This window comes from Streptomyces sp. E11-3 (genome assembly GCF_046540415.1).
In the GTDB taxonomy this organism is placed as follows: domain Bacteria; phylum Actinomycetota; class Actinomycetes; order Streptomycetales; family Streptomycetaceae; genus Streptomyces.
Genome location: NZ_JAZGRL010000001.1, coordinates 698,237 through 721,184 on the forward strand (window position 1 = coordinate 698,237; position 22,948 = coordinate 721,184).

The 22,948-nt window shown below is 70.2% G+C and carries 17 protein-coding genes; 4 read left to right on the top strand and 13 right to left on the bottom strand.

All coding sequences use genetic code 11. The features are described 5' to 3' along the window. Positions 1 to 309: 309 nt before the first annotated feature. From U9R90_RS03105 to U9R90_RS03125, 5 genes are all read right to left on the bottom strand, one after another. Positions 310 to 1,413: an SPFH domain-containing protein gene (locus U9R90_RS03105; RefSeq protein ID WP_411054805.1), complete on the bottom strand. Its 1,104-nt coding sequence runs from the start codon at positions 1,411 to 1,413 to the stop codon at positions 310 to 312. Between the two features lie 29 nt (positions 1,414 to 1,442). Beyond that, entirely contained in the window at positions 1,443 to 1,880 is a 438-nt protein-coding gene (locus U9R90_RS03110) for an NfeD family protein (protein ID WP_411054806.1), read from the bottom strand. Between the two features lie 93 nt (positions 1,881 to 1,973). Further along, positions 1,974 to 4,049 (bottom strand): iron ABC transporter permease, encoded by a 2,076-nt coding sequence (locus tag U9R90_RS03115; protein WP_411054807.1) that lies wholly within the window; start codon positions 4,047 to 4,049, stop codon positions 1,974 to 1,976. Between the two features lie 4 nt (positions 4,050 to 4,053). Then, positions 4,054 to 5,040: an iron-siderophore ABC transporter substrate-binding protein gene (locus U9R90_RS03120; RefSeq protein ID WP_411054808.1), complete on the bottom strand. Its 987-nt coding sequence runs from the start codon at positions 5,038 to 5,040 to the stop codon at positions 4,054 to 4,056. Further along, positions 5,037 to 5,897 carry an ABC transporter ATP-binding protein gene (locus U9R90_RS03125; protein WP_411054809.1) on the bottom strand — a complete coding sequence of 287 codons (861 nt, stop codon included), beginning with the start codon at positions 5,895 to 5,897 and terminating at the stop codon, positions 5,037 to 5,039. The genes U9R90_RS03120 and U9R90_RS03125 overlap by 4 nt, the downstream gene beginning before the upstream one ends. Positions 5,898 to 6,147: 250 nt before the next feature. Between U9R90_RS03125 and U9R90_RS03130 the strand changes: the two genes are divergently transcribed. The 4 genes from U9R90_RS03130 to U9R90_RS03145 all read left to right on the top strand — a co-directional run bounded on the left by U9R90_RS03130 (position 6,148) and on the right by U9R90_RS03145 (position 9,434). Further along, entirely contained in the window at positions 6,148 to 6,876 is a 729-nt protein-coding gene (locus tag U9R90_RS03130; protein ID WP_411054810.1) for a TetR-like C-terminal domain-containing protein, read from the top strand. Positions 6,877 to 6,916: 40 nt separating this feature from the next. Continuing rightward, positions 6,917 to 8,071: an MAB_1171c family putative transporter gene (locus tag U9R90_RS03135; protein WP_411054811.1), complete on the top strand. Its 1,155-nt coding sequence runs from the start codon at positions 6,917 to 6,919 to the stop codon at positions 8,069 to 8,071. Between the two features lie 299 nt (positions 8,072 to 8,370). Beyond that, on the top strand, positions 8,371 to 8,859 hold the full coding sequence (locus U9R90_RS03140) for a helix-turn-helix domain-containing protein (protein WP_411054812.1): 489 nt from the start codon (positions 8,371 to 8,373) through the stop codon (positions 8,857 to 8,859). Further along, a complete protein-coding gene (locus tag U9R90_RS03145) occupies positions 8,856 to 9,434 on the top strand; it encodes an ImmA/IrrE family metallo-endopeptidase (protein ID WP_411054813.1) in 579 nt (192 codons plus the stop codon). The genes U9R90_RS03140 and U9R90_RS03145 overlap by 4 nt, the downstream gene beginning before the upstream one ends. Positions 9,435 to 9,480: 46 nt before the next feature. Here U9R90_RS03145 and U9R90_RS03150 read toward each other — a convergent pair whose 3' ends face one another. The 8 genes from U9R90_RS03150 to U9R90_RS03185 all read right to left on the bottom strand — a co-directional run bounded on the left by U9R90_RS03150 (position 9,481) and on the right by U9R90_RS03185 (position 22,821). Beyond that, a complete protein-coding gene (locus U9R90_RS03150) occupies positions 9,481 to 12,963 on the bottom strand; it encodes an aminotransferase class I/II-fold pyridoxal phosphate-dependent enzyme (protein ID WP_411054814.1) in 3,483 nt (1,160 codons plus the stop codon). A 71-nt stretch (positions 12,964 to 13,034) separates the two neighbouring features. Then, positions 13,035 to 13,976, bottom strand: a complete 942-nt coding sequence (locus U9R90_RS03155) for an NAD-dependent epimerase/dehydratase family protein (protein WP_411054815.1) — start codon at positions 13,974 to 13,976, stop codon at positions 13,035 to 13,037. A gap of 84 nt (positions 13,977 to 14,060) precedes the next feature. After that, positions 14,061 to 15,023 carry an alpha/beta fold hydrolase gene (locus U9R90_RS03160; protein WP_411054816.1) on the bottom strand — a complete coding sequence of 321 codons (963 nt, stop codon included), beginning with the start codon at positions 15,021 to 15,023 and terminating at the stop codon, positions 14,061 to 14,063. Positions 15,024 to 15,350: 327 nt separating this feature from the next. Continuing rightward, a complete protein-coding gene (locus U9R90_RS03165) occupies positions 15,351 to 15,590 on the bottom strand; it encodes a hypothetical protein (protein WP_411054817.1) in 240 nt (79 codons plus the stop codon). A 26-nt stretch (positions 15,591 to 15,616) separates the two neighbouring features. Then, complete coding sequence (locus U9R90_RS03170; RefSeq protein ID WP_411054818.1) at positions 15,617 to 16,480, bottom strand: universal stress protein; 864 nt, start codon at positions 16,478 to 16,480, stop codon at positions 15,617 to 15,619. Between the two features lie 365 nt (positions 16,481 to 16,845). After that, a complete protein-coding gene (locus U9R90_RS03175) occupies positions 16,846 to 19,749 on the bottom strand; it encodes an NHLP bacteriocin export ABC transporter permease/ATPase subunit (RefSeq protein WP_411054819.1) in 2,904 nt (967 codons plus the stop codon). A gap of 1 nt (position 19,750) precedes the next feature. Beyond that, entirely contained in the window at positions 19,751 to 22,018 is a 2,268-nt protein-coding gene (locus tag U9R90_RS03180; protein ID WP_411054820.1) for an NHLP family bacteriocin export ABC transporter peptidase/permease/ATPase subunit, read from the bottom strand. Next, positions 22,015 to 22,821 carry an HlyD family efflux transporter periplasmic adaptor subunit gene (locus tag U9R90_RS03185; protein WP_411054821.1) on the bottom strand — a complete coding sequence of 269 codons (807 nt, stop codon included), beginning with the start codon at positions 22,819 to 22,821 and terminating at the stop codon, positions 22,015 to 22,017. Before U9R90_RS03185 ends, U9R90_RS03180 begins: the two co-directional genes overlap by 4 nt. Between the last annotated feature and the right edge of the window lie 127 nt (positions 22,822 to 22,948).

Sequence of the window (22,948 nt, forward strand, 5' to 3'; positions counted from 1 at the left end):
GGGCACAGCAGGACGGCGTGCTCAGCAGCCGTGCGCGATCCGACCCGGAACCCAGGCGGTGCACTGGGCGAGGCGACCAAGATCAGAGCTGGTGTTCATCCGCTGGTCGCCTCCTTCCGATAGTTATGGGCCGACGATCAATGCAAGGTAGTGGCTCGGGCCACAGTGGTCAATAGGTTGACCACTGTCTCGTCAGAACCGGTCGGTTTCGAACCCGGCGCGCCACCGCTGGGCGGCCGGGCGCACCACGCCCCCGCCGGGGTCGCCACGGCGACCGGAGCCCATGGCGCTCGGGGCGGCTCGGTGGGCTCAATCGCCGGACGTCCGGCCCCGGCCCGGCACCTGGGGCGCCCTCGCGGCTTCGGCCTCGGCCTTGGCCTCGACCACCGCGGCGGCGGCCTGCTTCGCGGCCTCGTCAGCGTCGAGCGTGAGTGGCGATGCCGCCTCGATCTCCGGAGTCCCGCCTGCGTCCGACGTGTCGTCGGAGCCGGTAGCGGTTGCGGTTGCGGCCTCGGATGGCGCGGGTTCGGGAAGACCCATCCTTGACTGATCGCCGAACGCGCTGGTGACGGTGCGAACCGCCTCGGTCAGCTCCCCCGGGATCACCCAGAACGTGTTGTTGTCGCTCTTCGCCAGGTGCGGAAGCGTCTCGAGGTACTTGTAGGCCAGGATCTTCGGGTCGGCGTTGTTGCGATGGACGGCCTGGAAGACACGTTCCACCGCCTTTGCCTCGCCGTCCGCCCGCAGGATCATGGCTTGCTGCGCGCCCTGTGCCTCCAGGATGTCCTTCTGCTTGGTGCCTTCCGCGGTAAGGACCTTGGCTTGCCGCTCGCCTTCGGCGTGCAGGATGGCCGCGCGCTTGTCACGCTCGGCCCGCATCTGCTTCTCCATCGCCTCTTTGATGGTGTGCGGTGGGTCGATGGCCTTGATCTCGACGCGGTTGACCCGGATGCCCCACTTGCCGGTGGCATCGTCGAGGACGGCGCGGAGCCGGTTGTTGATCTCCTCGCGTGAGGTGAGCGTCCCCTCCAGGTCCATGCTGCCGATGACGTTACGCAGCGTGGTCACGGTGAGCTGATCGATCGCCTGCAGGTAGCTGGCGACCTCGTAGGCCGCGGCCCGGGGGTCGGTGATCTGGTAGTAGAGCACGGTGTCGATATTCACCACGAGGTTGTCCTCGGTGATCACCGGCTTGGGTTCGGACGAATACACCTGCTCGCGCACGTCGAGTTTGGTGTTGATACGGTCCGCCACCGGCATGACGAAATTCAGGCCGGGTTGCAGCGTCCGGTGATAACGGCCGAACCGCTCAATGTTGTAGCGGCGTGCCTGCGGAACGATCCGCACGGTCGCAGCCACGAGGAAGACGACAATAATCGCCGCCACAAGAATCGGGATGATAACCGGATCCACACTTCCTCCATTGGTCTGTGTTCAGCCGTTCATGGAAGGAGTTCGCGGGGGTAGACGATAGCTGTAGCGCCTTCGATCTCCATGACATCCACCAGCGCTCCCACCGGGATCACCTGGCTTTCGTCGAGGGTACGGGCGGACCACTCCTCGCCGGAGACTTTGATCAGGCCGTGAGTCGCGGTGACCTCCTGCATGACCTCGGCCCGCTTGCCGATCAGCGCATCGCTGCCCTCTCGTGTGATGGGTGGCTGTGCCATATGCCGCAGTGCGATGGGACGGACGAAGAGCAGGCCCGCTGCCGCTGTCACGCCGAGGGCCACGAGCTGGCCGAGAATGCCGACGCCCACACCGGCGACTACGGCGGCAACCAATGCGGCGCCCGCCAGCAACCCGAAGACCACCGTCAGAGTAAAAAACTCCGCGGCACCGAGTGCCGCGGCGGCGAGCAGCCATACGAACCACGGCATCGCGTCGGCCTCCCTCGGGGGGACTTATCCACCAATCTACCTCCCGGAACGCCGAACAGAACAGTCTTGTACCGCCCGGTTGCGATGCGGCGTCTATGTCCCCGTTCGGCGACCGCGTACCAGCAGATAGAGGAAGTACGGCGTGCCGATCACGGCCGTCATGAGTCCGGCGCCGAGCTGTGCCGGCGCGATCACGGTTCGGCCCACCAGGTCGGCGGTGCATACCAGGATGGCTCCGAGGAGCACCGCGACCGGCACCACCCGGGCGTGCCGCCGCCCCACGAGGGCCCGGGCCGCGTGCGGTGCCACGAGCCCGACGAAGCCGATCGTGCCGGCGGCGGCCACAGCGGTGGCGCTCAGCAGGACACTCAGGACGAGGAAGCCCAGGCGTCCGCGGCCCAGATTCAGCCCGAGCAGCCTCGGGGTGTCCTCGTCGATCGACACGAGGTCGAGTTCGGTGCGCCGCATGACCGCGACGGTCATGCCCATGGCGAGGACGGCCGCGAGGGGCACCACGTCGGGCAGGGACCGCCCGTAGGTCGAGCCCGAGAGCCAGGTGAGCGCCTTCGTCGCGTTGAACGGGTCGGTGAGGATGATGAGCAGGCTGATCAGAGCCGAGGCCCCGGTGGCGACGCCGAACCCGACGAGGACGAGCCGGTTCTGCTGGAACCCGCCTCGCGCGGCCAGCCCGAAGACGATGACCGAGCTGATCGCGGCGCCCGCGAACGCACCGGCGGCCACGTTCCACGATCCGGCCATGGGCACCGTCGTCACGAGCAGGACGGCGCCCACCGCGGCGCCGTTCGTGACCCCCAGGACACCTGGTTCGGCAAGGGGGTTGCGGGTCACGGCCTGGATGAGTGTCCCGGCCAGAGCGAGCGCCGCACCCGCGAGAAGGGCGGCGAGGACGCGGGGCACCCGGGTGTCGAGTACGAAGGCGACGGTCTGGCCGGCCTGCCCCTGCGCCCAGTTCACTACGTCGCCCAGCAGCAGCTTGCTGTCTCCGATGAGCACGGCGGCAATCGTCACGCCGACGAGCACGACCGCCAGAACGGCCGTCGTGACGACGAAGACGGCACTGCTCCGGATGCGAAGCCGGTCGGCCGGGATGGCTCCGGCCGTGTCCCGGACCCGCGCGGCCATGACGATCAGGAAGAAGGCGCCGACCAGGCTGGTGACGACGCCGGTCGGCACAGCGACCGCCACGTCCGCCGATACGACGGCGCGCAGCAGCACGTCGGAGCCGAGCACCAGGGCCGCGCCGGTGAGACCGGCCAACGGCAGGCGCGTACGAGACCGGGTGAACGCGCGGAACCTGCGGGCGAGGGGGCGCACGAGGGCAGGAGCGCACAGGCCCACGAAGCCGATGGGTCCGGCGAGGGTGACGGCGGCCGTGGAGAGCAGGGCCGCCAGCACGACAGCGGTGACGCGCGTGGCGCGGACCGGAACGCCGACGCCACGCGCGGCGTCGTCGCCGAGTGCCAGGGCGTCGACCCTGCGCGCGAGAAGGACCAAGCCGACGAGGCCGACGACGCCGATCGGCGCCATCTGCAGCACGCCGTCGAAGCCGTTCTGCGCGATACTGCCCTGGTTCCACTTGTAGATACCCTCCGTCTGCTGGGGAAACAGCAGGAGCAGCCCCTCGGTGACCGCGGTGAGGCCGAGGGTGAGGGCGCTGCCGGCGAGGACCAGCCGGACCGTTCCGGCGCCCAGGCCGGACAGTCCGAGGACGACGGCCGCTGCCGCGAGGCCGCCGGCGAACGCGACGCCGGAGGAGGCGAGCAGCGGAAGCGAGACGCCGGTGGCGGCGGCCAGACCGAGGGCGAGGTACGAGCCCGCGTTGACGGCGAGGGTGTCGGGCGAGGCTAGGACGTTTCTGCTGACCGCCTGCAGCGCGGCGCCCGCCATGCCGAGTACGGCGCCGACCAGCAGCCCGGCGGCCATCCTGGGCAGCCGGGAGGCGATGACGACGGACGCGTCGGCCGGGTCGGACCGGCCGGTGAGCGCCCGCCACACCTCCGGGGCGCCGACGGCGGACGTGCCCTGGGTGATGTCCACGACCGCGAGAGCGGCGACGAGGAGGACCAGTGCGGCCGTCACCGCGGCCGCACCCGCACGGGACGCGGCTGTCGACGGACGGGTGGCGGGGGTGGTCGCGGTGACGGCCATGGTGTTACTTCGTCAGAGCGGCGACGACGGAGTCGACGTACTGGTTCATCGACTCGGGGCCGCCGAACATCCAGACGCCGTCGGGCAGTCGGTGGACGTTGCCCTTCTTCACGAACGGCAGCGACGTCCAGACCTTGTCCTTGGCCAGGGCGCCGGTGAACGGTGTGCTGCTCTTGTCGCTGTCGTTGCCGATGTAGGCGAAGTGCACGTCGTCGCCCAGCCTGGTGAGACCCTCGACATCGGTGGCGCCGAGGCCGTAGCTCTTGTCGCCCTTGACCTTCCAGGCGTTCTTCAGGCCGAGCTTCTCGTTGACCGCTCCGATGAGCGAGCCGCTGGTGAAGGGCCTGATCGAGACCTGGTTGGCGGTGACGTAGCCGTCGGCGAAGGCGTACTCGGCGCCGGCGAGGCCGGCGTCGGCGAGCGCCTTCTTGCCCTCGGCGAGCTTCGCCTCGAAGTCCTTCTTGAGCTTCGCGGACTGCTGCGTGGTGCCGGTGGCCTTGGCGATGAGGTCGAGGTTGTCGGTCATCTGCCCGATCGGGTCGGCGGCATCGGCGGGGCGCACCGCGAGGACCGGGGCGACCTTGCGCAGCTGCTTCACGGCAGCCTCCGACAGATCCGTGGTCGCGACGATGAGGTCGGGCTTCAGGGACGCGACGGTGTCCATGCTCGGTTCGCCGCGTGTGCCGATGTCCTTGGGGTCGTTCTTCAACGGGACAGCGGTGTCCCAGGTCTTGTAGCCCTTGACGTCGGCGACACCGGTCGGGTCGACGCCCAGGGAGATCAGGCTCTCGACGACGTTCCACTCGGTGCCGACGACCTTCTTGGCGGGTCCGTCGAGCTTCACCTTCGCGCCGGTGGCGTCGGTGAGGTTGATGGGCTCCCTGCCCTTCTTGCTGTCGTTGGCGTCGTTGGCGGGTTCGGTGGTTCCGCAGGCGGACAGAGTCAGGGCCGCGACGGTCGCGGCCGCCGCGGTGAGGATGAGGCGTCTCATGAGGTGGTGCTGAGCCTTTCGCTTCGCGAGTGATGCCGGCCGATGGCGCGGGTGCGCAACCGTCCGGTGAGCGGGTCGGTTTCGACTTCGATTCGAATGCCGTAGGTACGGGTCAGCCGCTGCGGCGTCAGTACGTCTTCGGGGCCGCCGTGCGCGATGACCCGCCCCGCGTCGAGCAGGAAGATCCGGTCGGCGATCGCCGCGGCCTGGTCGAGGTCGTGCAGTACGGCGCCGACGGCGATCCCGTGCTCGTCCGCCAGGTCCCGCATGAGGTCGAGGAGTTCGACCTGGTACCGCAGATCGAGGTAGGTCGTCGGCTCGTCGAGCAGGAGCACGCCCGTTTCCTGGGCGAGGCAGCCGGCGAGCCATACGCGCTGGAGTTGCCCTCCGGACAGATGCTCGGCCCCGCGCTCGGCGAGCTCGTCCACGCCGGTCATGGCGAGCGCCCGGTCCACCGCGGCCGGTCCGTCCGGGTCGGCCTTGCCCCAACGGCCCCGGTACGGATAGCGGCCGAACTCGACGACGTCCCGCACGGTCAGCCCGCTGGGCGTGGGGCGCCCTTGGGTGAGCAGGGCGACGCGGCGCGAGAACTCACGGGGGCTCAGCGCGAGACCGTCGGTGTCGCCGTCGAGGGTGAGCGTGGCCGTCCTGGGCCGCTGCAGCCGTGCGAGCGTGCGCAGCAGCGTCGACTTCCCGCTGCCGTTCGGCCCTACCAGGACGGTCACTTCGCCTGGCCGCAGCGTCATCGAGGCGTCGTGTACGACATCGACGCCTTCGTACGCCACGGTGACACCCGTGGCCGACAGCTCATGACCCTGGGTGCGCGTGGCCGCGGTGGTCTCTTCACTTACCTGCACGGATGAGAGGTTAGCCTAACCTAACCGCGCAATGGAACCGGCCCCCCAAGTGATAGCCGCAGCCTGACACAAGGGTAATTTCGGCCAAGCTCGCTTTTCGGGCCACGTCACGTCTCGCGCGACCATCAGACCGAGCCGTCGCGAGCGGGCATCCGCCCGCGGCCCTCCCGGTGGCCGGATCAGATCGCATGGCCCGGGTGCTCAAGAGGCTGCACTGACGGGTGTTGTGGGTGACCGGTACGGTTCCGGCATGGACGTTTCCGCAACAAGTTCGACCGCCGACAACCCGAAACTGGCAGCGGTGATCAAGGACACCGCGCGTCAACAGCTGGTGAAGCTGGGGGCCGGTGGGCTGTCCCTGGATGCCGTGGCGCGGGACAGCGGTCTTGCCGTCGCCGATGTGGAGGCCGTCTTCCCGGACCGGGACGGCCTGCTGACCGCACTGGTCATCGACGCCTACAACGCGTCCGGCGCCGCGATGGAGCAGGCCGATGGGGCCGCCACGCAGGCCCATGCCTCGGCGGGCGCACGACTCCTCGCGGTCACGCGCGCGCTGCGCCAGTGGTCCTTCGACAACCCCGCCGAGTTCACGCTGATCTACGGCTCGCCCGTGCCTGGCTACCACGCCCCGCAGGACACGGTCCCGGCCGCATCACGCACCCCCGCGGTACTCGCCGGCATCGTGCGGTCGGCGCTTGAGAACGGTGAACTCACCCCGCCCCGGCGGACGGTGCCCGGCCCGCCGCTGCTCCTGCCGACAGCCGTGGAGGCCTTCGGCGGTGTGCCCGAGGCCCCCTTCTCGGACATCATCGAGCGCGGCATCGTCCTGTGGAGCAATCTGATCGGCCTCCTGGTGTTCCAGGTCTTCAGCCGTACCCACGACAGCGTCAGGGACCAGGCCGCGTTCTTCGACTACGCCATCGCCGTGGCGGCCGAGAGCATCGGCCTCGTGGTCCCCTCGGGCGAGAACACCGACTGAACCGCCCGCCGCATCCGCGGCTCGTGCAGAAAACCAGGACGTGAACACCACCAGAACCCTCTGCTTCGTCATAGCAGCGCTCTCGTCGTACGCGGCACTCGTCTACCGGCTGTGCCAGGCACGGCGCAGCTGGCAGGACAGCGCGTATCGCGCACTGATCGCCACGCTGTTGCTCCAGTGCCTCACCTTCACCATGGGTGCCGTCGCCATGGGAGGCGGGAGCTTCCTGGGCGTCGGCAACCTCGCCATCCTCGCCATGCACCTGTCGGCGGTCGCCTTCTGCGTGAGCGCGCAGATCATCCTGCTGCGGTGGGCGGCCGCCGACGAGGAAGCGGTCCGGAAGACCCGTTACTGGCTGATCACCGGCATCACCCTCAACGTGCTCCTGACGGCCCTGTTCCTCCTCGCCGACGGCCCCGGAAGACCCGCTTCGGACTTCGACACCGGCAGCGGCCAGCCGCTGGTGCTCACGTACCTCCTGGCCTTCATCGTGTCCCAGGCGGTTCCGTGCGTCACGATCTTCCGCCAGTGCGGCCCGTACGCCCGGATGACCGACAACGCCTCGCTGCGGCAGGCGTTGCGGATGCTCTCCGTCGCCGCGGTGGTCCTCTTCCTCTACACCCTGGCGAGGACGGTCAACATCCTCACCTCGGCAGCCGGGATCGACATCGGTGTCTGGAAGCTCGCCTCCAACATCTTCAGCGCGACGGGCATCGTGATCCTCTCGCTCAGCCTGACCATGTCGGCCTGGGCCCCGTCGGCCACCAGACTCCTGGAGTGGGCCCGCACCTACCGCTCGTACCGGGTGCTCTACCCGCTCTGGCGGGACCTGTACGAGTCATCCCCGGACATCGCCCTGGAGCCGCCGGGCGGCGCGGTCTCCGACCTCGACTACCGCCTCCACCGGCGGGTCGTCGAAATACGCGACGGGTGGCGGGACTTGCGCCCGTACATCGACCGCACCACCAACGGCTTCGGCGGACCCGGCGCGGAGGCGAGTGAGGAGTGGCGGCAGGCGTTCACGGAAGCGGCGCAGATCAAGCAGGCGTTGCTCGCCAAGCAGACCGGCAGCGTCCCCCACGACAACAAGGACGCCGGCGACTTCGACGACCGCGATACGGACAACTTCACGGCGGAAGTCGCCTGGCTCACCCAGGTAGCGGCCGCCTACAGTAAGCTCGGCACCGCGAGTTGAGAGCTCCCGCCCGGTTTGCATCCCCCGTCAAACCGGGCGGGTATCCCCCGTATCCCCCGCTTTTTGTCGGGCCGGAGGGGCGCCTCCCGCCCGGACTGGCCCGGCCCATCCCCCGAGGGCCGGGCCATTCCGTTTCGCCGTCGGCCAACTCGGCGACCCCCGTGAGTCGAGTTAGCTGGCAGCTATCGGCGAGACCCAACGTTGGCGGAGTTCAGGCCAATTGTCAACTGACCGCTAATCTGTGAAACTGACGTATAGCCAAGGGCTATGCCGAGGAGGTGACGGGAGGACGATTCACCATGACCGAGACTGAGACCGAGGCCGACGACCGGCCCCTGCTCGCAGTGCGCCTCGACGACCTGTTCAAGACAGTTCGCCCCAAGGGCAGGCACTGGACCAATGCCGAGGTGGCGGAGGAGCTGAAGCGGGCCAACCCCGAACTCAAGGTCGGGGGTGTGTATCTGTCGCAGTTGCGGACGGGGAAGCGCTCCAACCCCTCACCTGACCTCCTGGCCGCCCTGGCTCGCTTCTTCGGCGTCTCGGTCGCCTACTTCTTCGACGACAAGGTCGCCGAGTCCGTACTCAGCGAGATCGCCGCCATCGAGGCACTGCGGCAGTCCGGGGTCCGTGCCGTGGCGATGCGGGCGGCCGGGATGAAGAAGGAGAACCTCCAGGCCATCACGACCATCATGGACCAGTACCGGCAGATGCAGGGCCTGCCGCCCGTCGCCGACTCCACCGGCTCCACCGGCTCCACCGATACGTCCGGCCCCACCGAGCCCGCATGAGGAGCACCCGGAAGGAGCGGTCGGCCGATCAGGACCGCCGTAGCCAGATCAAGAAGCTCCGGAAGGCCGGCGCCCAGCGGATCGCCGCACTGGACCTCCCTGAAGTGACCGACGTGGCCGAACTGTGCCGCCACCTCGGCGAGGTGCGCGACCGTCCGATCACGCTGGTCCCGATGCAGATGCCCTCGTCGCATCCGTGCGGCATGTGGGTCGCCGCACGCGACGAGGACCTCATCTTCTACGACGCCAACACGACCAGCGCGCATCAGGAGCACATCATCTTGCACGAGCTGGGCCACATCATCTGCTGCCATCGCGGGGCAGGTGGGCTGGACGAGGCGGCCGCCCGCCTCCTCTTCCCCAACCTCGACCCCGACCTCGTACGTGACATGCTCCTGCGCGCGACCTACGACGACGTTCAGGAACAGGAGGCCGAGATCATCGCCTACCTGCTCTCCCAACGGATGAGCGACCCCGAGCAGCGGCAGGGCATGCCCCCCGGCTCGGAAGCAGAACAGGGCGGCAGTCCCGGAAAGAGCGCCACGCTCAGCCGGATCGAACGCACCCTGATCTGAGATGAGTCACTTATCTGAGGTCAGTCGCTCATCTGACGTGAGTCGCTCATCTGACACGAGTCACGCACGCCCCGGCGGATGCCACCTCCTCGGCCAGGATCGAGACAGCCCGTCGGATGTCGTCCTCACGGTGCTCGCTGGTGACGAAGAACCGCAGCCTCGACTGCCCCTCCTCCACGGCGGGGTGGAAGATCGGATCGGCGATCACACCCCGGTCGAACAGCCCGTCCGCGACGCGCAGGGTCCGCGCCGAGTCGCCGAGAATGCACGGCACGATCGGGGTGTCGGCGCTGGAGCCCGTCGCCAGACCGGCCGATGCGGCCAGGCCGAGGAACAGCTCGGAGTTCCGCCTCAGGGCACGCACCCGTTGTGGTTCAGCGGTGATCAACTCGGTGGCGGTCAGCGCGGCGGCCGCGTTGGCCGGAGTCAGACCGACGCTGTAGACAAAGCCTGGGAGCGTGTGACGCAGCCAGCGCACCATCCGGGCCGAGCCGCCCAGGTAACCGCCGCAGCTGGCAAAGGCCTTGGAGAGGGTTCCCATCCACAGATCCACGTCGGACCTGTCGACACCGAAGAACTCCCCCACGCCCCGGCCGTGTTCGCCCACCGTGCCGATGCTGTGCGCCTCATCCACCATCAGCAGCGCACCGTAACGCTTCTTCAGCTCGATCACGGCGGGCAGGTCGACGAGGTCGCCGTCCATGCTGTAGGCGCCCTCGACGGCGATCAGCACCCGCCGGAACCGCGACCGGTTGAGCCGCAGCATGCTCTCCAGCTGACCGAAGTCGTTGTGGGCGAACGGGCGTCGCGCCGCCCCGGACAAGGCGCAGCCCTGGAGGATGCTGTCGTGCGCGAGCGCGTCGTGCAGCACGAGGTCCCCCGCGCCGACGAGGTGCCCGATCGCGGTGACATTGGTGGCATGCCCGCTCACCAGCGTCAGGCAGTCCCCGACACCGAGGAAGTCGGTCAGCGCCCGCTCCAGCTGGACCGTCAGGTCCCGTTCACCCGAGAGCACCCGGCTCGCGGAGACCGAGGTCCCGTACCGGTCCACTGCCAGGTGCGCGGCCTCGTTGACCGCCGGATGCCCCGAGATCCCCAGGTAGTTGTAGCTTCCGAAGGACAGGTACTCACGGCCCTCGATCACCGTGGTGTCGCGGATGTTGCCCTCATGGACCCGGAAGTACGGGAAGGACGCCCCACTGCCGACGATCGAACTCAAGCGCTGCTCGAACTGATCCACCTCCGGGAAGTCATCGACGCTCGCCGTCTCGGCGCTCCACTCCGGCGGCGACTGGCGGGGCGGCGTCTGGCGGGACAGCGTCTGGCGGGGCAACGGTTCAGCGGGGGCCGTCGGTTGAGAGCGGTCCGGATCGACCAGCGCGCACAGTCGGCCGACGGTGAGTTCGGGCGAGAACAACTCCTCGGTTCGAAAGCCCGGTATTCGCTTGCCGATGTTGACTTCCAGCTCCTGCAACATCAGGGAGTCGAACCCGAGATCGGCCACCAGAGTCATCCGCTCGCTCACGTCGGAGAGAGGGAAGACACCGGTCCGCGACACCTCTTCGAGCACGACGGATGCGGCGGACACGCCATCGAACAGCGCCGCTTCGGATGCCGGCGCTCCTGCGGATGCCGCCGCCTCGGGCGAGTCGACCGGTCCGGCCGGGTCCGACACCTCGCGCGCCGACTCGTCCACCACCCAGTGACGGCGCGGGGCGAGCGGACTCGGCGGCAGGGTGCACGGGGGTCTGCGCTGCGTCAGCAGACGAAGCCCCGGGCCGGTGGCGGCGCGCTCCGCGAGCCCGGCCAACGCGGCCGTGCGTTCCGCCAAAGGCAGCGACCCCGGCGCCGGTACGGCGACCTCCGACGGTTCGCCTGGAGGCACCGCGCCGACCGCCTGCCCCGGCCCGAGATCTCCGGTACGGCCCGCCGCCACGGCCGCGGCCGCCGCGGTCAGCTTGGCGGCGGCGTCGGCGGCGTCCTCCGCGACCAGGGCGAGCCGCTCCGTGAGGGGAGCCCGGCGAGCCAGCGTGTCCGCCACATCGGCCAGCGACGGCTGGTCCTCGGTGATGGTGTGCGCCAGTTCCCGGGCGTGGCGGGCCAGCCCGGCCCGGTCGCGGCCGCTCAGGACCAGAAGATGCGGTTCCCCAACCGGTGCCGGGCGGTCCGATGCCGGGTGATCCAGTGTCCGGTGGTCCGGTGTCGTGGGGTGTTCCTCCACCACCATATGGACACCGGTACCGCCGAAGCCGAACGCGCTCACTCCGGCCCGCCGCGGCTGACCGTTCTGTGGCCATCGGGTCGGCGTCGTCGGGACGGTCAGCCGCGCGGCGTCCAGGGCGGAGCGATCGGCCAGGTCGAACTCGGGCTGCGGCGGTATCACTCCCCGCTGCACGGCCAGGACCGACTTGATGAGCCCGGCCATCCCCGCGGAGTTGAGCGAGTGCCCGACCACCGCCTTCACCGCACCGAGGAAGGCGGGTGTGGCCCGCTCACCGCGCAGTTCGCGCAGGACGGCGAGCTCGACGGGGTCACCGACCGACGTCCCGGTCCCGTGCGCCTCCAGATAGCCCACCGCGTCCGGGGACAGCCCTGCATCACGGTAGGCCCGGCGCAGAGCTCGGAGCTGTCCGGCCGCCTGGGGGTGCATACCGCCCTGCACGGTCCCGTCATTGGCCGTTCCCACACCCCGGATCACCGCGTAGACCCGGTCCCCGGCTGCCAGTGCGTCGGCCAGGGGCCGCAGCACCAAAACCCCGGCGCCCTCTCCCAGGACGAAGCCGTCGGCCTCCGCGCCGAACGGCAGGCACCTGCCGCTGCGCGAGATGGCGCCGATCCGGCACAGCCCCACCAGCAGATCGGGGGCGAGTACCAGTTGGGCGCCACCCGCCAGTGCGATGCGGGATCGGCCCGCGCGCAGCGCGTGAACGGCGTTGGCCACGGCCATGAGGCCACCGGAGCATGCCGAGTCCAGCGCATAGCTCTCGCCGTGCAGATCGAAGACCGAGCTGATCGTGTTCGGCCCCATGTTGAGCAGGAGCCCGGCCACGGACGTGCCCTGCAGGCCATCGACCGCGCGGACCGTCTCCAGCCACCGGGGGTCGGTCGCCCGCGCCCCGAACTCGCCACCGGCCAGCTGACGCATCCGGATCTGCATGGTGCTGAGTTCGCGGTAGCCGCTCTCGGTGAGTGCCGTGATCACCGAGGTCTCCTCGCGGTCGAAGCCGTCGGCTTCCCACCCCGTGTCCTGGATCGCCTCACGGGCGAGGTCGATCAGGAGCCTGTGCTGGGGGTCCATCGCCCTGGCCCGCCGCGGCGGGATGCCGTAGTGCGCCGCATCGAAGTGGTCGACGTCCGGCAGCAGCGCCATGGTGTCCGTGTAGGCCGACGAGGTGTCACGGAGGTTGTCGCTGAGGAAGGTGGCGGTGCGCCACCGCGAGTCAGGGATGCCGGCGAACTGTGCCCGCGGGTCCGTCAGGAGCCGCCAGTACTGGTTCACATCGCGCGCTCCCGGAAACCGGCACGCCATCCCTACGATCGCGATGTCGTCACACCGCGCTTGCCTTGGGTCCACTATGGGATCTGTCCCTGTCACCGATGTCACTTGGTGGCTGCCAGTCTCTCGCGCCACCAGTCCACGGTCGCCGTGACCTGCTCGTCGAGGGGGGTGGCTCGTACCGCGAACGCTGCCTCGTACGCGCTTGAGTCGACGACGAACGGACGGTCGAACTGGTAGCGGATTTCCTTCAGTTCACGGATCAGCGGGGAGAAGAGCGACGCCACGCCCAGCACGGCGGGCGGGAGCCTGCGCACCGCGACCGGCCCCGTTCCCGCCTGGGCGGCAAGGCGGTCGACCATCTCCCGTACGGACAGCGCGCGCTCCGTCGGAACGTGCCAAGCCCTCCCCCAGGCCCGCTCGTTGCCCGCGACCTCGGCCAAGGCCCTGGCCACATCGGGGAGATAGGTCCAGCTGTGCGGGGCGTCCGGGTTCCCGAGTGTGGAGACCGGCTTGCCGCGCAGCAGCGGTGGCATGACCCGCCCGGCCAGGTGGCCGCCATCGGTCACGCCGGGTCCGAAGAAGTCCGAGGCCCGTACCTCGACCGCCTTGATACGACCCTGCTCATGCAGTTTCCGTGCCTGCTCCCACGCCGCGGCGCGCACCTGCCCCTTGGAGCCGGTCGCTGCGAGCGGCAGCTCCTCGGTCATGGGACCGTCCACCGGGCCGTAGCCGTAGAGGTTGCCCAGCATGACCAGTACGGCCCCGGTCGCCTCGGCTGCGGCGCAGGCCGACGAGGCCAGCGGGGGCCATTCACTGGCCCAGTGATGGTAGGGCGGCGCGGCACAGCTGTAGATCGCGGCCGCGCCCTGCACGGCTTCGATCAGCCGCTCGCTGTCCGTCGCGTCGCACGCGACATGCTCGATTCCGGGTTCCGGGCTTCGGCCCGACTTGGTGACAACCCGTACTGAATGACCTTGTTCGGCCAGCAGCCGAGCAGTGGCAGCCCCTGCGGGTCCGAAACCTATGACGACATGAAAGTTCACGTGCGCACACTAGCCCGAGCGGTACACATCGCAAGCCACGCGGCTCGTCGCCTGTTCAGCGTGAAGCAGCACGCGACACCTCGATCAGGCGTACCAGCGCGCCTCGTGAACGTGCGTCCGGCCTCGCGCCACCAGGTCGGTCAGTAGCGCGTTGACTTGTGCGGGGCGTTCCAGCGGGAGCAGGTGGCCGGCTTGCGGGACGACGGCCAGGTGGGCCGAGGCGATGTCCGTGGCCAGGGCCAGGCTGTGGGCGGGCGGGGTGATGCGGTCGTCGGCGCCCACGGCGACCAGCACGGGGCAGTGGCCCAGGGCGGTCAGGGCGGTGTGCTTGTCGTGGCTCATCAGTACCGGGTAGAAGGTGGCCACGGTACGGATGGGAACGCCTGCCATCGCGTGGATGGTGATGCGTCGTGCCGCGGGTGTCATCGAGGTGCGGCAGAGCATGCGGTGGGTCAGGCGGAAGGCCAGGCCGCCGGTCCAGCGGCGGGTGGGGTCGACGACGGCCGGAGCACGCGCCAGGACGGGCAGGCCGCCGACCAGCACCTGATGGAGCACCGCTGCGGTGGGGCGGGACAGCCCCATGCGGACGGCGGCGAGGTCGCCGGCCGAGGTGGCGAGCAGCCCCACGGCGGCCACGCGGCTGGTGAACTGTTCGGGGTGGACGGCGGCCAGGGCCATGATCGCCATGCCGCCCATGGAGTGGCCGATCAGCACCACCGGGCCACGGGGTGCGGTCGCCTCCAGGACCGTCAGCAGGTCCCTGCCGAGGCGGTCGATGGACACCGGTGCCGAGGTGCCCCAGCCGGAACGGCCGTGGCCGCGCAGGTCCCACAGGACCACGCGCGCGAAAGGGGCCAGGGCTTCGGTCTGGAAGTGCCAGGCGGTGCGGTCGAGCATGAAGCCGTGGCAGAAGACGACCGTGAGTCCGGCGTGGGGTCGGCCACGGGCGCGCGCGCCGGGGCTGCCGGTGTCTTCCACATGGAGGAGTGCGCCGTCGTCCGCGATGACCCTGCGGGTCACCGTGCCGATGGTGTGGTGCGTACGCATGACACTCCCTCGCGCCCGCTGTGCCTGGCGTATCCGTGCCGTGCCGCCGACCGTAGCGACGCCACCCGGGCACTCAGAAGGGGCCGTTCAGGCCCGGCTCAAGCCCAGCACAGGTCAACGGCCGGATTCCGCATGGCCCGTTCGGCACTGGTTCGCGGGGAGAACGCGGTACAACACTCGGCAGAGCACGCAGGATCGGACGCTCGGTCCTGCCCCGACCGATATCGCCTGTCGCCACCGCACACTGCCGCGCAGTGGACCAGTGAGTGAGGGGCGCGCGGACCGGGCGCGTCACCCACTGGTCCACAGCCGTTCAGCAGACCGAGGTCAGGCGACCCTGCGCAGGTGCTGCTCCTTTTCCAGGACCGCGGCCTCGTCGGTGAACTTGCGGGACACCCCGGCGAAGAAGTGCAGCACTTCGTGCCAGAAGTACGCGCCGCCCGCGATGAGGAACCCGGTGATCGTGGTGCCGATGGTGTCATTGCGCACGGCGAGGTTCCAAGCTCCGAACAGGTCGAAGTTGGCGAGCCACGCGGCGCCCATGCCGAGGGCGACCAGGGCGGCCATCGGCGACCTCACGGGCCGCAGCGGCGTCAGGTGTACGGGAGCAGGGACACCGGGCACGCCGCGTGGCGTACGGCGGCATGGGCCACCGCGCCCAGTCGGGACCCGGTGGCGGCCTGTGCCCGGTGGCCCAGCACAGCGAGACCGGCCTCCCGTGCGGCGGTGACCACGGCGCGGGAGGGGGCGTCCTGGAGGCAGATCTCTTGCACCCGTACGTCCGGGAACTTGTGCCGCCAGGGCAGCAGGGCCTCGGTCAGCCGGGTCTCGGCGCGCCGGGCCCCGACCGAGTGGCCGTACTGCCACGGCGTGACCGGATACGAGCGGACGGGGTTGCTCGGCATCCAGGCGTACAGGGCGCGCAGGGGCACCTCCCGCAGCGCCGCCTCCTCGAAAGCGAAGGCGATGACGGCGTCCTGCGCATGGCTTCTGGCGTCGAGGGCGAGCAGCACCGGCCCGGCGGGCATCTCGACGGGGTGGGGCGAGGGGCGTACGAGGGTGACGGGGAAGTCGGCCCGGGTGGCGGTCCCCGCGCCGGTGGAGCCCAGCAGGAGCGCGGACATACCGCCCAGGCCGCGGGAGCCGAGCACCAGCAACTCCGCGTCGGCGCCAGTGGTCAGCAGAGCTTCGCGCGGTGTGGCGTGCAACAGCTGGGTGCGGATGTCCAGCCAGGGGTGGCGGGCACGCAGCCGGTCCGCGGCCAGGTCGAGGGAGCGGACCGCCCAGCAGCGGCGGGCGGCCGCACCCGGTGGGGCCAAGGAGGTGCCGTCCGGTGCGGGCCAGGCGGCGACCAGGCACAGCGAAGTGTCGCGGAGTTCGGCTTCGCGGGCGGCCCAGGCGGCGGCAGCGAGGCTGGCGGCGCTGCCGTCGATCCCGGCGGTGACGGGGCGGGACATGAGCGGGCACCTCCGATGGGGCGGGACGGATGAAGTCCCGGACGGTGGTAGAGCAATCCCCATGCTGGCGTCAGCGCGTGTACGGACGGCAGGGCTCCTCGGCTCCCGTGACGGGCCGAACGGCCCCTCGTCGCAGGGGATTTGACAGGGGAATTGAGAGGCGCTCGTTTGACAGGCGCTCGGTCGGTCCGGGCCGAAGGGACGGGCCCCACGGGTGCGTGTGGGCGGTGCCGACGCGGGAGGCGGCCGCGCGCCCCGCCCTCAGGTCCGGGGCCGGGTGGGCTGTGGTCAGCCAGGTCAGGGGTGGCCGCGACACCGATCCCGGGCCCGGCCCCGCGCCTGCCGTGCCTGTGGACCCGCGGTGGTCAGGCCAACTGGCGGCGTACCAGCTCGTACAGCCGCCCGCCGGGGTCGGCGAGGAGGTCCACGGGGCGGCCCTCCTCCACGATCCGGCCGTCGGACATCACGAGCACGCGGTCGGCGTCCATGACGGTGGTCAGCCGGTGGGCGATCACCACGCGCGTGGCGCTCAGCCTGCGGGTGCTCTCGATCACCTTGCGCTGGGTCTCGTTGTCCAGCGCGCTGGTGGCCTCGTCGAAGAACAGGATGCGCGGGCGGCGCACCAGCGCCTGCGCGATCATCAGCCGCTGGCGCTGCCCGCCGGAGATCGCGCCGCCGTTGGCGATCATGGTGTGCAGCCCCATCGGCATCCGCTTGATGTCCTCGGCCAGGCCCGCCATCTCCGCGGCCGCCCAGACCTCGTCCTGGGAGAAGGTCTCGGTACCGCTGATGCACTCCAGGATCGACCCGGTCAGCGGCTGCGCGTTCTGCAGGACGACACCGCACTGGCGGCGCACCGCCGCGCGGTCGAGTGCGGCCAGGTCCTGGCCGTCGTAGAGCACCGCTCCCGTGTCCGGCTTGTCGAAGCCGATGAGCAGGCGCAGCAGCGTCGACTTGCCGCAGCCACTCGGGCCGACGACGGCGACGAACTCCCCCGGCCGCACGGTCAGCGACACATCGTCGAGGACGGCGGGGCCGTCGTCGGTGTACCGGAACGAGAGCTTCTTGGCCTCGATCGCCCCGGAGAGCGTGCCGGGTTGTGCGCTGGCCCCGCGCACCTCGGGCAGCTCGTCCAGGATCGGCCGCACCTGCTCGAACATGGGCAGGACGGCGACGCCCGAGACCAGGACGCCCGTGAGCTGGGTGATCGAGGTCAGCAGCATGGTCATGGCGGCGTTGAAGGTGAGGAACTCACCGGCCGACATGCTGCCGCGGGCCGGGCCCGCCAGCAGCATGAAGATGATGAGCGAGCACAGCGGCAGATACACCGCGTCGAGCACGGTCGTCATGTTCTTGATCCGGCCCACGCGCTGCTGGAGTTCGCGGGAGCGGGCGAACTCCCGTGCCCACGCGGCGTACGCGAAGCTCTCCGCCGCGGCCACCCGGAGCTTGGGCAGGCCGCGCAGCGTCTGGAAGGCCTGGTTGTTGAGCTTGTTGCTCAGCTCCACCAGCCGCCGCTGCCACCGCACCTGCCACAGCCCCATCACGAGGAACACGAGGGCGATGACGAGCAGCATGCCGATGGCCGCGAGCGCCAGCGGCACGCTGTACCAGAGCAGCAGCAGTACGTTCATCGCGCCGACCGTGCTCGACTGCACGGCGACCGGTCCGATGCCCGACAGGACCCGGCGGATGGCGCTGATGCCCATGGCCTGGCTGGCCAGCTCACCGGTGGAGCGTTCGGTGAAGAACCGGGTCGGCAGTCTCAACAGCCTGTCCCACACCGCCGGTTGGAGTGCGCTCTCGATGCGCCCCTCCATCCGCAGGATGGTGAGATTCTGCAGCAGCATGAACGCGGCCGAGACGATTCCGGCGATCATGACGGCGACCGCGACCTGGACGATGAGGCTCGTCTCGGCGTTGGGGACGTACACGCCGAGCACCTTGCCGGTGGCGATCGGCACCAGCGCGCCGAGAGCGACCGTGACGAGGCCGCTGAGCAGTAGGTTGCGCAGGTCCGTGCGGGTGCCGCGCAGGCTGAACCGCACCAGGCGCCAGATGTTCGCGGGCCGTTCGGGCAGCGGCCGGTAGAACATGACGGCGCGCGGCTCGAAGTCGTCCGCGTTGTCCTTGCCGATGCGGGCGCGTGATCCGGTGAGCGGGTTGATGGCCTCGTAGCGTCCGCGCCGCCACAGCAGGGCGACGGGGGCGCCGGACGCCGCCCGATGGCCCACGAGCGGTCCGCTGTACGTACGCCACCAGCTGCCGTCGAGGCGCACCGGGCGGGTGCGGATCCGGGAGGCGATCGCGATGCGTTCGACCGGCGTGACGCGCTCGCCCTCAAGACCGCTGGGGCTGTGAGGACTGTTGGGACTGTTCTTCGGCGGTTCGGTCAGAGTGATGCCGGCCGCGTCGGCGACCCGGCGGCACACCGCGAACACCACGTCGTCGCCGTCCGCGTCCGCCCTGCCACGCCCTCGTTTGCCGATGGAGGCCAGCAGCGCTTCGTCGGCCCGTGCGCGTACGTCCTCGCCCGCCTTGATTCCGGCTGCCGCGCGGTCCTCGTGGGCGCGCTCCAGCTGCTCGATCCACTGGTCGACGGCGGACAGCAGGCGGTACTGCTGGTTCACCATGCTCTGCCACATGGCACCGTCGACGAGCAGGTCGCCCTCCGCGTAGCTGACGCTGCCGGGTTCGACCGGCATCCACAGGATGTCGTCGTCGGACGTGACGGCGTCGGCGGTGGGTCGGCCGTCGAGCGGGGCCTCGAAGAGCACGGAGAGGCTGCGTCCGACGCCGAGTGAGAAGGCGTGCTCCAGCTGGGTCAACTGGGGCAATTGGGTCCAGGCGCCCTGGTGGTACGGGTCTTGGGCGTACGGGTCTTGGGCGTACGGATCCCGGCCGTACGGATCCTGGGCGTACGGATCCTGGTGCAGCTCACGCAGCGCGATCCTGCGCAGCAGGCACTCCTGCGAGGGGCGGCCCACCAGTGTGTGCCGCGTGCCCGCGACCGGACCGAGTACGAGCGTGCCCGGTTCGAGGCGGCCCAGGAAGTGCCAGTGCCCCTCATCGGCGGCGTCCACCGCGAACAGGTCGAGGAAGCCGCCGACCACGAGCCACAGCACCTGCGGCCCTTCGAGGTGCAGGCTGCGCACCCCGGAGCAGTCGACGGGCGCGCCCAGGCCACCGAGCGCATGGATGACGGGGTCGGCCGGGTGCGCGGCGACGGTCGTCTCCTGGCCGGTGGCCGCCGGGTATACGGATGACACGTCAGTGCTCCTTGACCAGCTGGGCGTAGGCGCCTTGCGCGGCGACGAGTTCCTCGTGCCGGCCGCGTTCGACGACCGCTCCGTGGTCGAGGACCACGATCTCGTCGCTGTCGCGCACGGTGCTCAGCCGGTGGGCGATCACCACACAGGCGCAGCCGCGTCGGCGGATGTTGTCGATGATGATCCGCTCGGTCTCGGCGTCGAGGGCGCTGGTCACCTCATCGAGTACGAGGATGCTCGGCCGGCGCACCAGGGCACGGGCGATCTCCAGGCGCTGGCGCTGGCCGCCGGAGAAGTTGCGGCCGTCCTGTTCGACCCGGCCGTGGATGCCCTCGGGCCTGCGCGTGACGACATCGTGGACGGCGGCGTCCCGCAGTGCGGCAACGACCGCCTCGTCCGGTATCGAGGGGTCCCAGAGCGCCACGTTGTCCCGCACGGTGCCCTCGAAGAGGAAGATGTCCTGGTCGACGAAGGCGACGGAGGCGGCGACCGCGCTGCGGGAGATGTCCTCCAGCCGCTCTCCGTCGATGCGGATCGTCCCTTCCCAGGGGGTGTACAGGCCGGAGATCAGCCGGGAGACGGTGGATTTGCCGCTGCCCGAGCCGCCGACGAGCGCGACCTGGCGGCCCGGTCCGACCGTGAGCGAGAAGCCGCCCAGCAGGGGCTGGTCGAGCGGGCTGTAGCCGAAGGTGATGTTCTCCAGCGTCACATGGCCCTTGAGTCGCCGCGTGCTCGGGTCGGGCTCGTCGCGCAGGTAGAGCGTGTCGACGGGGAAGTTCTCGACGTCCTTGAGTCGGGCGACGTCCGCGGCGAAGTCCTGGATGCGTCCTGCCACGCCGTTCAGGCGCGTGATGGGGGCGGTGAAGCGGGCCACCAGCGCCTGGAAGGCGACGAGGAGGCCGATGGAGATATGGCCTTCGACGGCCCGCAGTCCGCCGATCCAGAGGATCAGGGCGCTGTTGAGCGTGGCGAGGGTCGGGGCGACGACGGCCAGGGCCGCGCTCGGGACGCCGAGGCGCTGTTGCACGTCGAGTGTGGTGGCGTGCTGACCGGCCCAGCGGCGGAAGTATCCGTCTTCGCCGCCGGTCGCCTTCATGGTCTCGATCAGCTGGAGGCCGGTGTAGGAGGTGTTGGTCAGCCGGGCGCTGTCGGCGCGCAGTTTCTGGGTGTGGGTGGCCCGTAGCCGTATGACGATCCGCATGGCGACCACGTTGAGCAGCGCGATCAGCACGCCGACGACGGTGAGTTGGGGGTCGTACGTCCACAGCAGCGCGGCGTAGAGGATGACGACGACGCCGTCGACGGCGGCCGCCGCGAGGTCGCGGGCCAGGGTCTCGGCCACCGCGTCGTTGGACTGCAGCCGCTGTACGAGATCGGCGGGGCTGCGCTGGGCGAAGAACGTGACCGGAAGCCGCAGCAGATGGCGTAGGAAGCGGGCGCTGCCCAGGGTGGAGGAGATGATGCGGCCGCGCAGCAGGTTCGCCTGCTGCAGTCCGGTCAGTACGGCGGTGAGCGCGACCAGCGTCGCGAGGGAGGCGAACAGCGGCCCAAGCAGCGAGGTCTGTCCGCCGATCAGGAACATGTCGATGTACGTGCGGCTGAGCGCGGGCGCGGCGGCGCCGACTCCGACGAGCAGCAGGCTGGCGAGCAGCGCGGCCAGCAGGGTGCCGGTGGTGCCGCGCAGCCGTGCGGGCACGGCCGTCATGACGCCGGGCTTGCGGCCGCCCGTGCGGAAGGTCCGGTCGGGTTCGAAGACCAGGGCGACGCCGGTGAAGCTGGTGTCGAAGTCCTCCGCGGGCACGAACCGCCGCCCCTTGGCGGGGTCGTTGATGTGCACTCCGCGGCGGCCGAGCCGACGGCCGGTGCCGTCGTAGACGACGTAGTGGTTGAACTCCCAGAACAGGATGGCGGGGCCCTGGACGTCGGCGAGCGCCGTGGCCTCCATCTGCATGCCCTTGGCCTGCAGACCGTAACTGCGGGCCGCCTTGAGGATGTTGCTGGCGCGGGAGCCGTCGCGCGAGACGCCGCAGGCGATACGGAGTTCTTCGAGCGGGACATGGCGTCCGTGGTGGGCGAGCACCATGGCGAGCGCGGCCGCCCCGCACTCGACGGCCTCCATCTGCAGCACGCTGGGGGTGCGGACGGTCTTGGGCCTGCTGCCCTTGGTCTGCCTGCGGCCTGGGGTCTGCCTGCGGCCGTTGTTGCCCTGCCGTCGTCCCGGTGCGGGCGTGGCGCGGCGGGAACCACGGCGGCTGTGCTGTGTGGTCACGGCAGCAGCCAATCGATCGGGTGCTGTTCGGCCAGGTGGACGGAGCCGTCGGCGAGGGCCATGGACTCGAGGGCGTACGGCGGGCCCTGGGAGGAGGACCAGTCGTAGCCGGACTCGGTGCGCGACGTCCGCTTGAGCTCGACGAGTACCGACACGGGCTGGCCGTCCTTGGAGAACTGCTCGCCCAGCTGGCTGCTGCCGAGGAAGGCGGTGATCCGCTGGCGGGTCTCGGCGGTGCGGCCGACGGCCTTGACGCGGCCGCGCAGCACTCCGTACTTCTGGGTGGCCACGGACTGGACGGTGAGGTCCACGCGGGCGCCGACGGACACGGAGGATCCGTTGGCGGCGGGCAGGTAGAGCACGGCCATCAGAGGGTCGTTCGCCTTGTCGACGCGTTCCACGGCGGCGACATCGGTGCCGGTGGTGACGACGGAGCCGATCGTGGCGACGAGGGTGGTGAGCCGGCCGGCGGCGATGGTGCGCACGACGGCGTCGCCTTCCTGCGTACGGACCTTGAGCAGGGGCGCGTCGGCGGCGACACGGTCGCCCTCCTTGGCCAGCACGCTGGTGATCTGACCGGAGACAGGGGTCTGCAGCACATAACTGCCCTGGCCGTGCGTGAGGATCCCGGGTGCGGAGACCGTGGAGGTCACGGTGCCGGTCACGGACCAGACGGCGGCGGCGATCATCACGGCGACCGTGACGGCCAGGACGAGAAGGCCCTGCGGGCGGGCGAAACGCACCGGGAGATCGATTTCCTCCGGTGACTGCAGCTTGGAAAGGGCCTGTTGGCGGAACTGCACGACACTTTTCCCTCAACTGCCTGGGGATGACGGGTCCCTGATACGTGTACGAGGCAACAGGGAAACGGCGCGCGGCCGTGGGGGGGGGGGGGGGGGGGGGGGGGGGGGGGGGGGGGGGGGGCGGGGG

What these genes read in the sequence shown, in the direction of transcription:
- U9R90_RS03130 (WP_411054810.1), top strand. Translation starts at nt 6,148, where the DNA reads ATGGACGTTTCCGCAACAAGTTCGACCGCCGACAACCCGAAACTGGCA.
- U9R90_RS03170 (WP_411054818.1), bottom strand. Translation starts at nt 16,480, where the DNA reads ATGTCCCGCCCCGTCACCGCCGGGATCGACGGCAGCGCCGCCAGCCTC.
- U9R90_RS03150 (WP_411054814.1), bottom strand. Translation starts at nt 12,963, where the DNA reads ATGGCGTGCCGGTTTCCGGGAGCGCGCGATGTGAACCAGTACTGGCGG.
- U9R90_RS03145 (WP_411054813.1), top strand. Translation starts at nt 8,856, where the DNA reads ATGAGGAGCACCCGGAAGGAGCGGTCGGCCGATCAGGACCGCCGTAGC.
- U9R90_RS03120 (WP_411054808.1), bottom strand. Translation starts at nt 5,040, where the DNA reads ATGAGACGCCTCATCCTCACCGCGGCGGCCGCGACCGTCGCGGCCCTG.
- U9R90_RS03160 (WP_411054816.1), bottom strand. Translation starts at nt 15,023, where the DNA reads ATGCGTACGCACCACACCATCGGCACGGTGACCCGCAGGGTCATCGCG.
- U9R90_RS03110 (WP_411054806.1), bottom strand. Translation starts at nt 1,880, where the DNA reads ATGCCGTGGTTCGTATGGCTGCTCGCCGCCGCGGCACTCGGTGCCGCG.
- U9R90_RS03115 (WP_411054807.1), bottom strand. Translation starts at nt 4,049, where the DNA reads ATGGCCGTCACCGCGACCACCCCCGCCACCCGTCCGTCGACAGCCGCG.
- U9R90_RS03140 (WP_411054812.1), top strand. Translation starts at nt 8,371, where the DNA reads ATGACCGAGACTGAGACCGAGGCCGACGACCGGCCCCTGCTCGCAGTG.
- U9R90_RS03165 (WP_411054817.1), bottom strand. Translation starts at nt 15,590, where the DNA reads ATGGCCGCCCTGGTCGCCCTCGGCATGGGCGCCGCGTGGCTCGCCAAC.